The sequence below is a fragment of the Marinomonas sp. G8-14 genome (assembly GCF_055808935.1).
This window is the reverse complement of record NZ_CM147891.1, coordinates 2,551,708-2,564,292: the sequence shown is the minus strand read 5'-3', so window position 1 is coordinate 2,564,292 and position 12,585 is coordinate 2,551,708. Positions and strand designations below refer to the sequence as shown.

Genomic DNA, 12,585 nt, shown 5'->3' with positions numbered 1-12,585 from the left:
TTGCGTCAGCGTTGGCTAGCGATAGGTATTTAAAAGTACGCAACACAACCACAAAAGCTGACCCGTTAGGGTCAGCTGGATTGCTGGAAAAAAGTGATTATGCGCCGGCAGCAGCGTCGATCAAATCTTTACCAATGTAGCTTTCAAATTGTTGCCAAACAGGTTTCATCGTGTTCACCCACTCTTGGCGTTGCTCAGGCGTTAAGTAGTTAATTTTACCGCCAGCTTTAACGATATTATCGCGATTTTCTTCTTCTGCCGCTTTCACACTTAGGTTTGCTTCTTGAGTGACTTCGTCCGCAATTTGCACGAATTGCTCACGGTCTTCAGGAGAAAGGCTCTTTAGGAATTCAGAGGACGTCATAAATAAGTAAGCAAGCAACTGATGGTTTGTATCGGTTGTGCTGTCTTGTACTTCATAGAACTTTTGTGTGTAGATATTTGACCAAGTGTTCTCTTGACCATCTACAACACCAGTTTGTAACGCGCCGTATACTTCTGAAAATGCCATCGCTTGTGGTGATGCGCCCATTGCCGCAATCATTTGCTTCGCAACATCAGAGGTTTGTACACGGAACTTCATGCCTTTCGCGTCGCTAGGAACCAATAGAGGCTTCTTAGCGGAGAAATATTTCATGCCTGACATCCAGTAACCCAAACCAACAAAACCCGCATACTCGTCCATTTCGGTTAATAGCGCTTTGCCTTCTTTGGTTTTTGTAAAGCGAATGGCATGGTCCATGTCTTTAAAAATAAACGGAAGATCGAATACACCGTATTTGTCTGTATAAGAACCGAATTTAGAAAGAGAAGGGGCAAGCAGTTGTACGTCGCCTAATAGTAGGGCTTCCAATTCTTTAGAGTCACCAAATAGTGTGGAGTTCGGGAAAACTTCAACACACAATTTGCCATTCATTTCTTTGTTTACGCGGTCTGCGAAATTATTTGCAGCAACCACTTTAGGGTGAGTTGTACCGCCAGTTACATGGCTGAATTTTACAACGCGTTCACCTGGATCGCAGTTTGCAATTGCAGTACTAGCAGAAAGTGCAAGTGCCAAAGAGGTAAGAGCAAGGCTGATTTTTTTCATTGTTATGAGACTCCAAAAACTGAATTATTATTGTTTACCTGGTTTTTAGCCTGATATTCATCTCACTTTTTACGTAAGAAACAGGCAGAGCAAAACAGGTGACGCTAACCATACTCTTTACACAATCTATGCCAAGTCTTTATTTTTTTGTAGGCTAATGATTTTTATGGTTATTTTATTTTATTTTGGATATTTTTATTACTGTGAAGTCATTAAGTAGGTGGAATTACGCACATGATAGAAAAACGAATGGGTGGAATATCGCCTATTTTTAAAACAGTTTCTTTTGTAAAAGGCTTTTGAAGCTTTGGTGCATGGCTTTTTTGCCTGATAATTGCGCATTTTGCAGCGTTGGTTTGGTTTCACGTCCTAACGCCACTTCTAGAGCCAGTTTTTCGGTTGGGTTATTAGGGCTGAGTAGACCCTTAAGGGTAAGAAACAGCATTGCTTTTAGAAAAACGGCACGAATGCTATCGAATGGACGATGGTGCTCTACAAATAGCACAATATCCTGTAAATCCTGTTCTGATAGTTGGGCTAAAGCGGGAAGGTTTTCCCGTAAGTCACATTTTGGGGTCAAAATAAGCATGATCAAATTCGTTGCTAGGTCAGAATACTGCAGCAATAAATTAAGTAAGAAATGTTCAATGAAGCGAGCCCGCCAAGCAATGGCTAGCTTACTGGCTTGTTCTGTTATTGGCTTTACCATCATTAAAGAATAGCAGCCACTGGCCTTGTCTTTTGCTGTGCCGAGACGAACTGGAACATAGCCATTTTTGAGCCAAAAAGACACCACATCATAGCTTGCGGCAAAGCTAGTGCAAAGAAAGTCACAACCTTCACTGGCGCTATTTTCCACATAAGTAAGTAATTGACTGGCTAGGCCTTTGTTTTGCTGAGTTTGCTCTGTGGCGATACGACTAATGCGCCAATAGCGGTATTGTCCTGCGTTATTAATGCCTTCATGGGCTAGTAAAGATTGCGCTACTAAATGGCCTCTCGGTCGACGTTTTCCTTGCATGACCTCTTGGCTAAGTGCGGCTGGTAAATCCCCTTCTTCGGTAATAATGGCAACACTTTGGACTTGGTCTTTATCGAGCAAAAGGTAAGTTGACACAGAAGGGTCGTCTAATATCCAGCGCAGGTTATCAGGTGATGTTTGATAGTGAGCGCTTACCAGTAGGTTAAAGGTATCAGCGAGCTTGTCTGAGTGCGTTAACCAATTTTCACCAGTGAGGCGTTTGAATTCTGTTGCTGGTTTGGTTGTGTTTTCATCAATACTATCGATAGTGTGTGAGTCGGTAGCGGCTAGAAAAAAGCAATCATTGATCCAATTTTCCAGTGGGTCATTTCCCCCATCGAATGGGCTGATTTAATGTGAGCCTCCTGTAGCGCTAAGTTTTGTGTGGTTTTTTGCACGGATAAGTCGTGACAAAACCGTATGCCAAAACCTTTGCCAGCGCCTTCATAGCCATAATTCGTTGTGCTAAATAAGCAATGTGTGGCTTTTTTATTTAAGGCCATGAGCATAGGTAAAGGAATCATGGCTGCTTCGTCGATAAAGAGAAAATCCCACTCAGTAGGGGCATTGATGAGGGCATCAGGCGCGAAAAAAGGCAGTTCATACTCTATGCCGATTTGGCTCAGAGTGCTTTCGAAACGAGATCGCAGAGAGAGGATCGCCTCTTGGTTCGGCGCGGTAATGGCTACACGTCTGCCACGTCCTAACAGCTTGGCTAAGCTGTCGCCTAATAAGGTCGATTTTCCTCGACCTCGGGGAGCAATTAATACATAGGATTTGGCCAGTTCTGCCAATAAACACGACTGAGCTTCCGCTTGTTCTTGGGTTAGCGGCGCGTTAGGTTCTATTGGTTTTAAAGCCGGTAACGGGTTTACGCTATGTTTTTTGTTCTTACTAGAGCGTAATAGTGTAAAAGGTGATGTCTCGTCTTGTAATTTATTCAGCAGGTAATGCTTAAAATACGATGTGACCTGTTCTGGTTCATAAGGCCAAGGTAAATATCTCGATAAGTCTTGATCTGCCATTGACAACCACTCGTCATTAGGCAGTGCAATGGCAAAGAGGCCATTGCCTCGAACCGTACCAGACAAAATAGCCAATGCACTCGCCGATACACCATGAGTCAAATCCACCAAAATAGCCTCATGACTGCGACCAAGCTGCTGGAGAGCTTGTTTAAAGGAGCAGGTTATAAAAGGGGTGGTAGAAGACAGGAGTGCCGTATCGTACTGGCTAACATCATACGCCGCGACCAAGGGAGTAGAAAAATGTTTACTAAGAGTCAGAAAGTCAGACAACACCTCGTTGGGCGAGCCTTTTAAGAGAAAACAATGGCGATGGTGGTCAGACATATCAATAAAATTTCCTTGTGGTCGCATTATCATACTGTGACCACAAGGCAGAGCCAATGAATGTTTGCAGGATAAATACGCTTACGCGATGACAAATAAATCCATGAAGCGGTTTACCGCAGTGTTTTCAAGGGCTTTTTGATCCTTGCAAAGGGCAAAAATGTTTTGGCATTGATGACTTGGGAAGCGCGTTGCTAGGTTGTTTTTAAACTTCTGCTCTAATAACGGGATGCCTTCTTCACGACGACGACGGTGTCCGACTGGGTATTCTACCACCACTTCTTCGGTGCTACTGCCATCTTTAAAGAACACCTGAATGGCATTGGCAATCGAACGTTTGTCGGCTTCTAGATATTCGGCTGTGAAGCGTTTGTCTTCGACGATTTCCATTTTGTTACGCAGCTCATCGATGATGGGATTGGCCGCATGAAAGTCATCCTCGTAATGTTCAGCGATCAAGTTACCAAAGGCCAGTGGCACAGCAGCCATGTATTGCAAGCAATGATCGCGGTCGGCGGCATTCGCCAAAGGACCGGATTTGGAAATAATACGAATCGCCGATTCATGAGTACGAATCACGATCTTGTCGATGTCGGCTAAACGGTCTTTCACCAAAGGATGCAAGGTCACCGCGGCTTCGGCTGCTGTTTGGGCATGGAATTCGGCTGGGAATGAGATCTTAAACAAGACGTTTTCCATCACATAAGTGCCGTAATCTTGCGAGAAAGAAAACTGACGTTTGTCATTCGGCTTAATGGCTTGGTCTTTGTTGGTTTTTGAGAAAGATACGTCATAAAAGCCCCATTGATCAGCCGTTAGTACACCAGGAATGCCCATTTCACCTCGCATCGACATGTCCGCTAAGCGCACCGCGCGGGACGTGGCATCACCCGCTGCCCAAGATTTACGTGAGCCAGCGTTTGGCGCATGACGATAAGTACGTAAAGCCGAGCCATCGACCCAAGCTTGAGAAATTGCCGCCATGATTTGCTCCCTGTCGCCTCCCATCATTTTGGTAACGACCGCCGTAGAAGCGACTCGTACTAAGAGCACGTGGCACAGACCAACACGATTGAACGAGTTTTCAAGCGCAATAACACCTTGTATTTCATGGGCCATGACCATGGCTTCTAGCACTTCGCGCATGGTCATTGGGCTGTCGCCCTTTGATAGTCGAACTTGTGACAGATGATCGGCTACCGACAAAATGCCACCTAAGTTATCGGAAGGATGCCCCCATTCTGCTGCTAACCAAGTGTCGTTGTAATCTAACCAGCGAATAATACAACCAATGTCCCACGCCGCTTTTACTGGATCGAGAGACAAAGACGTGCCCGGTACACGAGCACCATTTGGTACGACAGTACCTTGTACAATTGGGCCAAGGTGCTTGGTACATTCTGGGAAGCGTAGGGCGAGTAAGCCGCAGCCGAGCGTATCCATTAAACAGTTACGGGCTGTGTCGAGGGCTTCTTGGCTTTCTACTTTAAAGTTCAGTACATAATCTGCGATGTCTTGAATGACTTGGTCGTAATCCGGGCGGTTGTTTAAATCTACGTTAGCACTCATTTCTTTTCCTTAATCGTTAAATTTTAATGCTGATGTTGGCTCAATGACGGTCGTCGATGTCTATCCACTCAGAATGATCTGGTCCAATATAATCGGCGCTGGGACGAATAATGCGGTTGTTCGACCGTTGTTCCATTACGTGAGCTGCCCAGCCAGTCACGCGGGAGCATACGAAAATCGGTGTGAACAACTTGGTTGGAATTCCCATAAAGCGATAGGCGCTGGCGTGAAAAAAATCGGCGTTACAGAAGAGTTTTTTCTCGCGCCACATCACGGCTTCGCAACGTTCTGACACAGCATATAAATGGTCGTCGCCGACGTCTTCGCTGAGCTTTTTGGCCCACTTTTTAATGATGTCATTGCGTGGATCGCGCTCACTGTAAATAGCGTGACCAAAGCCCATGACTTTTTCTTTATTGGCGAGTTTTTGCATCAAGGCCGCTTCGGCATCGTCTGGGGTTTTCCATGGTTCTATCATGTCCATCGCGGCTTCATTTGCACCACCGTGAAGGGGGCCGCGTAAGCTACCAATACCGCCAGTGACGCAAGAATACATATCAGACAAGGTGGAAGCACAAACGCGGGCGGTAAAGGTGGACGCGTTGAATTCGTGCTCTGCGTACAAGATCAAAGACGCATTCATCACTTGCGTATGAAGAGCACTTGGCTCTTTGTCATGCAGCATAGTGAGGAAATGACCAGCCAAAGAAGGCACGTTGGCATTGTGTGTATTAACGCGTACGCCATCGTGGGTGAAACGATACCAATAAACGACCATAGCCGGCAGCGTCGCGACCAATCGATCCGCGGTATGCAGCGCTAGCGAAGGTTGCTTTTCAAACGGCAGCTCGGGCTCCAGATTACCTAAAAAGGAGCAGCCAGTGCGCATCACATCCATTGGGTGTGCACTGGCCGGGATAAGTTCTAAGACCGCTTTTAGTTCTTCAGGCAAACTGCGTAAACTCATCAGTCTTTGCTCGTAATCGTGCAGTTGTGTGCGATTAGGTAATTTGCCGTACAGCAAGAGATACGCGACCTCTTCAAAACTCGCTTTGTCCGCTAAGACATCAATGTCGTAGCCGCGATAGGTTAATCCGGAGGCCGCTTTGCCAACGGTACAGAGTGCGGTTTCGCCTGCGCTTTGACCACGTAGGCCGGCGCCAGAAAGTACTTTAGCCATTTTTCTACTCCTTTCATTTATTGTTATTTCTTGGAGAAAAGTGCGTCTAATTTGTCTTCGTATTCATGGTAGTTGAGAAACTCATAAAGCTCATTACGGGTTTGCATACTGTCGACCACATTGCGCTGGTGACCGTCATGTAATAAATGTTGGTACACGTTAAGTGCGGCTTTGTTCATGGCACGAAACGCACTCAGCGGATAAAGCACCAAATCTACGCCAGCACTGGCCAATTCCTCTTTGCTGAACAGCGGCGTTGCGCCAAATTCGGTGATGTTTGCCAAGACAGGTACTTTTACGGCAGCGACAAATTCTTTGTATTGGCCCAAGGTGATCATGGCTTCTGGGAAAATCATATCGGCACCGGCTTCAACACAAGCAATGGCTCGCTCGATGGCCGATTCCATGCCTTCCACCGCCAAGGCATCAGTGCGCGCCATGATGACAAAGTTGCTATCCACACGAGCGTCTACGCAGGCTTTCACGCGATCGACCATTTCGTCTTGGCTGACAATGGCTTTGTTGGGGCGATGACCACAGCGCTTTTGCTGAACTTGATCTTCAATATGCACGGCCGCCGCGCCCGCTTTTTCCATTTGTTGAATGGTTCTGGTGATGTTGAAAGCGCCACCAAAGCCAGTATCGATATCGACTAATAAGGGCAAGTTTGACGCTGAGGTAATGCGACGAACGTCCTCTAAGACATCGTGTAAATCTGTCATGCCAAGATCTGGCAAACCATAAGAAGCGTTCGCAACCCCGCCGCCTGATAAGTAAATGGCATGATGTCCCGTTTGTTCTGCCATCATAGCGCAATAGGCATTTACGGCTCCTACCACTTGCAAAGGTGATTGAGTGGCAACCGCGTGCCTAAAACGGGCGCCTGCTGAAAGTCTTGTCATGCTTGTCTCCTCTTATTCTTGTTAATGTTTGGCTAACGTGAGGCTGCCGATGCCGCTTGGTGCATCGCTTGTTCGAGTAATTTACTGGCGCGGCTAATGTGGCGACGCATCAATAGTTCAGCCAGATCGCCTTCGTGATTGGCAATCGCGTCGAGAATGGCTTTGTGCTCGCGCAATGCTTGGCGTGGATCACTGCGTTGATCCGACGTATGGCGGCGATACATACGAATCACCGCATACAGTTCTTCTGTTAATAAACGAATCAGCTTGGCGTTGCCGCTGGCGTGGATGATGCGAAGGTGGAAGTCATCATTGCCGCCTTGTTGCACATAGTGTTCGTCTTGGTTGGCATCAAGGTGGGCTTGGTGTTTATCGAGTAATGCGTACAGACTGTGTATTTCATCCGCTGGCATCATGGTGGCCGCCAATCGTGCCGCCATGCCTTCTAGCGCCTCGCGCATGGTGAAGGTATCCAGCATGTCTTGTGTATTCAGTTGGATAACACGAGCACCCACATTGGCGGTGCGTGTTACTAGACCAAGCCCTTCTAATTTTACAATGGCTTCTCTGAGCGGGCCGCGAGAAATGCCATATTGCTTGGCAAGTTCTGGTTCTGAGATTTTGCTGCCTTGGGGAATGTGACCCTGCACTATGGCATTGGTGAGTTGCTGAGCGATGTCTTCAGACAGGGTGGCGGACTTGATAGAAATAAGGTTGTTCATAAAAGACAAATCGCTTTATTGTTGACAATATGTCTATTTATAGTGGGTTGTTTGGGTTTTATCAAGTTAGATTGTCGACAATTTTTCGTTTTTTCTCTTATCCTTTGGTCGTATGTCGCTTCTTTTTAATCTGTGTCATAGGTTGATAACGTGATGTTTATTAAGCATTTTTAGGTATTTTTTAATGGTATGCTGGGCGGGAGATAAAAAGCTGCTAGAGTTTAGTTGTCGACATAACTGTTGATTTATCGGAAAAACAGATAGGGTAAAACCATGAAAAAAATTAAAAATGAAGCCGCGTTAAGTAAAAAAGCCATCCAAGTGGGTGAGAACTACGCGTTGAAACGTGGTTACAATGGCTTTTCCGCGACCATGTCAGCGAATGAAAAAACCGAGGCCATTTATCGTTTACTGGTACTGGATAAGTTGATCGTAGGTTTGCCTGCTGACAAAGAGGATCTGCCTAGTATGAAGCATAAACTGGCGTTGTGGATTCAAAAGCATTTACCAAAAGATGATCCATTGCTTAAGTAGATTTTTTATTCAGCGAGGCTTTATTTTAAATATGTTATAACATATCATTTTTTATTTTGGTTGTTTATAACATTGGAGAATAGAGCCGTGAGTTTGAATTTACAGAAGATCCCACAATCGGTTGATTTAAAAGATGCTGTGTTAACACTTATTGATGGTGGGTCTGTAAATGAAAATGCGACCGACAAAATACCAAGTTTATTTGGCGTGGTGAAATCGACTCATCAAGACGTGCTGGCAGACATTTATCAAAACAATATCAGTATGGCGATATGGCAGCGTCAACTCGGTATTTTATCGCGGTATGCGCAGTCAGTATTAATATTAACCCCTAATTTAACGCTTAAACTTCAGGGCGATTCCCAGTATATGGTCGCTTTGATGGCACGTCTTTTACCGGATGCACCAGGTAAAAAGGAATTTATAGAGGACGTGTCATTATTGACCGACATGTTTGCTTGTTTGTTTGATCTCAAAGAAGTGGGGCTGCGTCTGAGTGTGCTGTCTAGTGCGATGTGTCCACGTTTCCACGTAGATAAAATTCCTTGCCGTCTTGTTTCTACTTATATCGGTGCGGGCAGTGAATGGTTGCACGATGCTCATGTGGTCAGAGACAAATTAGGTCGTGGTGGTCATATCAAAGACTATAACAGCGGGTTACACGAGCAGGGTCGTATTAATCAGTTAAACGTGGGGGATGTCGCGGTAATGAAAGGAGACGAGTGGCCAACGTCTTTAGGGCGCGGAGTCGTACATCGTTCACCTTCAGCAAGCGCTGAAGATAAACGACTGTTTTTAAGTTTGGATATAATTTGACTTCACCACTCAATAGTTTGGTTATTCCAGTCAAGATACGCGGCTTTGTTGTCCATTGTGATGCCTTCCATAATAGACAGCAATTGCGTAGCGACAAACTCCGCTGTAAAAAGTTTGTCTTGTGGGACAGAGCGCTGAAAAGGTTTGGATAGCGGCGTGTCTGTTGTGCCAGGGTGAAAAGCGATTAGCTTAACATTCTTAGCTCTTCTGGCGTATTCCACGGAACTGGTTTGAATCAGCATATTCAATGCTGCTTTTGACGCTCGATAACTGTACCAACCACCGGTTTTATTATCTGAGATACTACCTATCCGGGCGCTAAATAGGGCCACTTGAGTTGGTTGTTCCCCTTGTAGAATAGGCAGTAGTTTACTTAGCCAAAGCATAGGAATGATGGTGTTTACATGAAAAACAGCCTCCAGTTGCGATGCACTGATTTCTTCTAATTTTCTTTCTGGCATTATGCTTTCGTCATGCAGCATACCATTACAGATCAATACCTTAGTGATTTTTCCCGCATGGAGTGCCAAGCGTTTGCAAATTTGATTAATACTGCTTTCACTATAATCTGATTCTAACCACAGGGTTTTAGCGTTGTTTGATGTTTTGGGTAGGCAACGGCTGACAGCAAACACGCCAAGGCAATGTTGGTCAGTTTCAAATTTTTGTATGCTAGCTTGAGCAATAGCACTGCTTGCGCCAACCACAAGTGCGTAGAAAGAAGACATATCAAGACTCCGACAATAGACGTCGATTAATCAAAGGTCACAGCGATCTTTTAAACAGCTAGCGCAACGCGGTTTACCTGTAATAAAGGAAGAAATTTGATGGCGGTAACGGGCAAAAAACTTATAACCTAGATCAGCAAAAAAACGAATCAATGGCCAGCGAAGTATTTGTATCCACTGGTGCTTTTCAACCAGTTTCCAAGCAAGACAAGTGACGTCTAAACCGGTAATAATTTTTCCATCGGCAAGTTGTCCATGTAGCAATTTATCCGCCTTGATTGGATCAATGTGTGGAAACTTTTTCTTAAAATTGTCGTTATGAATGTCTTCTAACTGCAGTCTATTGTGAATGTCCAGAGACCGTAATGTTTGCATTTCAGCAGCACAAAGTGGGCAGTATCCATCATAGAAAATTGTAAGCATACATCATTACTCAATAGTGTCATCATTAAGTAACAATACGCAGCAAGGAGTGGGTTAGATCACATTTATTAGAATTATATTAATAGTGCGGATATAAGACGAGCAGATGCATGATGCATACCACGGAGGTTAAACCAAAATGCATAGACATGTAGGGTTTGTTTGCGTTGGACGGTTTTAACCAACGAGCTTCAACCCAATAAATGCTGACAAAACCAAGCAAAAGCAAGGCAACAGACAGCTCCGGCGTATTCATGAGCAAAGAAACCCAAGAGGCTCAATAAGATCACATTACAAGAAACAAGTAGCTTTCTGCCATGCTTGCTTTCAGGAAGTTCTATGATACGACCCCAAATAATACCACTCAACAAGCTCAGAACAACGGCACCGTAAGTCGCAAACAAGGTCACGCCTGCTTTGCCAAAAAGAGAGGTATTGGCAAGGCTAAAATAGGTCGCTAACACAAAAGGAAGTATGCTCAACGTAGCCACTGTCATCACTACGGGCTTATAAGAACGCATGTCTATACCTACACTAAATAAATAAGAATATGTAAACAATACGCATTATCTAACAAAATGGACTTTAAAACAGTAATTAATTTCCTTGTTTTGTTCTATTTTTTGGCATAAAAGTGTAAATTTTCTCCTGTTTTGTGTCTTGCAAAAGTGATTGTTTCTTTGTTTTGCGTTAGCAAAGACTTATTCACACCTTGCGTCGAATCGCCATTGAGCAGAATACGGTCAAAGAGTACAATGGACGGCTATTATGTCTTGAACGTGGTACCACTTTGGTTCTCATGTCCTTATTAAACAAATTTGCTTAAGGTGTGTTTAGAAATGCCAGCTAAAACAATGGATGAACTCGTCTCCCTGTGTAAACGTCGCGGATTTATTTTCCAAGGCAGTGAAATCTACGGTGGTATGCAAGGTGCTTACGATTACGGTCCGCTAGGTATTGAGTTGAAAAACAACCTAAAAGCCGCTTGGTGGCGTTCAATGGTGTATGAGCGCGATGATGTTGAAGGCTTAGATGCGGCGATCATCCAAAATAAACATGTTTACAAATATTCTGGTCACGAAGATACCTTCACAGACCCAATGGTTGATTGCCACGAGTGTAAATCTCGTATGCGCGCCGATCACATGAAAGACATCAAGGTGTGTGACAATTGTGGCTCAACCAATGTGACCCCACCACGTGATTTTAACCTGATGTTTAAAACCAACGTTGGTCCAATGGTGAACGAAGAGTCTTATACTTATCTTCGTCCTGAAACGGCACAAGGTATTTTTACCAATTTTAAAAATGTGGTGGACTCTACTTCTCGTACCTTACCATTTGGTATTGCGCAGATTGGGAAATCCTTCCGTAACGAAATTACGCCACGTAACTTCATTTTCCGTGTTCGTGAATTCGAACAAATGGAGCTGGAATTCTTCTGTAAGCCTGGCGAAGATGAAAAATGGCATGAATTCTGGGTTAATGCTCGTAAACAATGGTGGTTGGATCAAGGTCTGACAGAAGAGAATATCCAGTTTGAATATGTAACTGGGGATGACCTAGCGCATTACTCTAAATCGACTGTGGATATTTTGTACAAGTTTCCACATGGCTTTGAAGAGCTGGAAGGCGTTGCCAACCGTACTGACTACGATTTGGGTTCACACACGAAAGCGCAAGAAGAATTTGGTTTGTCTGCTAAAGTGAAGAAAAACGAGCATTCAACGTCTAAGTTGGCGATTCGTGATCTGGATGAAAACAAATGGGAAGTGCCTTTCTGCATCGAGCCTTCTGCCGGCCTTGACCGCGGTCTATTGGCTGTTATGACAGAAGCTTATACAGAAGAAGAATTACCAAACGGCACGTCTCGTACGGTACTTAAGTTCAAACCGCATCTAGCGCCGATCAAAGTGGCTATCATGCCGCTTAAAAAGAACAAGCCAGAAATCGTTGCCCTTGCTAAAGAATTGAAAAACAAGCTGCAGAAGCTTGGCTTGGGTCGTATTCTTTATGAAAACACGGGTAACGTAGGTAAAGGTTACCGTCGTCATGACGAAGTAGGCACGCCAATCTGTGTGACGGTTGATTTCGATTCTATTGAGAAAGAAGGCGCACCAGTGACGGTTCGTGATCGTGACACGATGGAGCAAATTGTTGTTAACGCAGCGGACTTGCCAGCGTACGTGATTAACTATTTCATCAATCAAAACTAATTTTTGCTGGTGACCTAAAGAACCACGATTCT

General features: G+C 44.6%; 13 protein-coding genes. 3 read left to right on the top strand and 10 right to left on the bottom strand.

Translation table 11 applies throughout. The features are described from left to right. Window positions 1–97: 97 nt before the first annotated feature. The 7 genes from AC0L6V_RS13095 to AC0L6V_RS13065 form a co-directional block, all read right to left on the bottom strand. On the bottom strand, window positions 98–1,090 hold the full coding sequence (locus AC0L6V_RS13095; RefSeq protein ID WP_265218291.1) for a TRAP transporter substrate-binding protein: 993 nt from the start codon (window positions 1,088–1,090) through the stop codon (window positions 98–100). A 271-nt stretch (window positions 1,091–1,361) separates the two neighbouring features. After that, window positions 1,362–2,225 (bottom strand): GNAT family N-acetyltransferase, encoded by an 864-nt coding sequence (locus AC0L6V_RS13090; RefSeq protein WP_418139090.1) that lies wholly within the window; start codon window positions 2,223–2,225, stop codon window positions 1,362–1,364. 173 nt (window positions 2,226–2,398) lie between these two features. Then, window positions 2,399–3,463, bottom strand: coding sequence for a tRNA(Met) cytidine acetyltransferase TmcA domain-containing protein (locus AC0L6V_RS13085; protein WP_418138337.1), 1,065 nt, complete (start codon window positions 3,461–3,463; stop codon window positions 2,399–2,401). An 81-nt stretch (window positions 3,464–3,544) separates the two neighbouring features. Continuing rightward, window positions 3,545–5,032, bottom strand: coding sequence for a 2-methylcitrate dehydratase (gene prpD, locus AC0L6V_RS13080; RefSeq protein WP_265218295.1), 1,488 nt, complete (start codon window positions 5,030–5,032; stop codon window positions 3,545–3,547). Window positions 5,033–5,072: 40 nt separating this feature from the next. Then, window positions 5,073–6,212 (bottom strand): bifunctional 2-methylcitrate synthase/citrate synthase, encoded by a 1,140-nt coding sequence (gene prpC / locus AC0L6V_RS13075; RefSeq protein ID WP_409418631.1) that lies wholly within the window; start codon window positions 6,210–6,212, stop codon window positions 5,073–5,075. A gap of 23 nt (window positions 6,213–6,235) precedes the next feature. After that, window positions 6,236–7,114: a methylisocitrate lyase gene (gene prpB, locus AC0L6V_RS13070; RefSeq protein ID WP_265218296.1), complete on the bottom strand. Its 879-nt coding sequence runs from the start codon at window positions 7,112–7,114 to the stop codon at window positions 6,236–6,238. 32 nt (window positions 7,115–7,146) lie between these two features. Beyond that, entirely contained in the window at window positions 7,147–7,836 is a 690-nt protein-coding gene (locus tag AC0L6V_RS13065) for a GntR family transcriptional regulator (RefSeq protein ID WP_265218297.1), read from the bottom strand. 273 nt (window positions 7,837–8,109) lie between these two features. Here AC0L6V_RS13065 and AC0L6V_RS13060 point away from each other — a divergent pair, with 273 nt between their 5' ends. Next, the gene (locus AC0L6V_RS13060) at window positions 8,110–8,370 is read left to right on the top strand and encodes a DUF5062 family protein (protein ID WP_111607061.1); all 261 of its coding nucleotides are present in this window, start codon (window positions 8,110–8,112) and stop codon (window positions 8,368–8,370) included. 87 nt (window positions 8,371–8,457) lie between these two features. Then, window positions 8,458–9,186 carry a DUF1826 domain-containing protein gene (locus AC0L6V_RS13055; RefSeq protein ID WP_265218298.1) on the top strand — a complete coding sequence of 243 codons (729 nt, stop codon included), beginning with the start codon at window positions 8,458–8,460 and terminating at the stop codon, window positions 9,184–9,186. A 2-nt stretch (window positions 9,187–9,188) separates the two neighbouring features. Here AC0L6V_RS13055 and AC0L6V_RS13050 read toward each other — a convergent pair whose 3' ends face one another. From AC0L6V_RS13050 to AC0L6V_RS13040, 3 genes are all read right to left on the bottom strand, one after another. Then, window positions 9,189–9,914: an SDR family NAD(P)-dependent oxidoreductase gene (locus AC0L6V_RS13050; protein WP_265218299.1), complete on the bottom strand. Its 726-nt coding sequence runs from the start codon at window positions 9,912–9,914 to the stop codon at window positions 9,189–9,191. A 30-nt stretch (window positions 9,915–9,944) separates the two neighbouring features. Continuing rightward, window positions 9,945–10,337, bottom strand: a complete 393-nt coding sequence (locus tag AC0L6V_RS13045) for a thiol-disulfide oxidoreductase DCC family protein (protein ID WP_265218300.1) — start codon at window positions 10,335–10,337, stop codon at window positions 9,945–9,947. A gap of 191 nt (window positions 10,338–10,528) precedes the next feature. Then, on the bottom strand, window positions 10,529–10,858 hold the full coding sequence (locus AC0L6V_RS13040; protein WP_418138336.1) for a hypothetical protein: 330 nt from the start codon (window positions 10,856–10,858) through the stop codon (window positions 10,529–10,531). A gap of 318 nt (window positions 10,859–11,176) precedes the next feature. Here AC0L6V_RS13040 and AC0L6V_RS13035 point away from each other — a divergent pair, with 318 nt between their 5' ends. Continuing rightward, window positions 11,177–12,553, top strand: a complete 1,377-nt coding sequence (locus tag AC0L6V_RS13035; RefSeq protein WP_265218302.1) for a glycine--tRNA ligase — start codon at window positions 11,177–11,179, stop codon at window positions 12,551–12,553. Window positions 12,554–12,585: the final 32 nt, after the last annotated feature.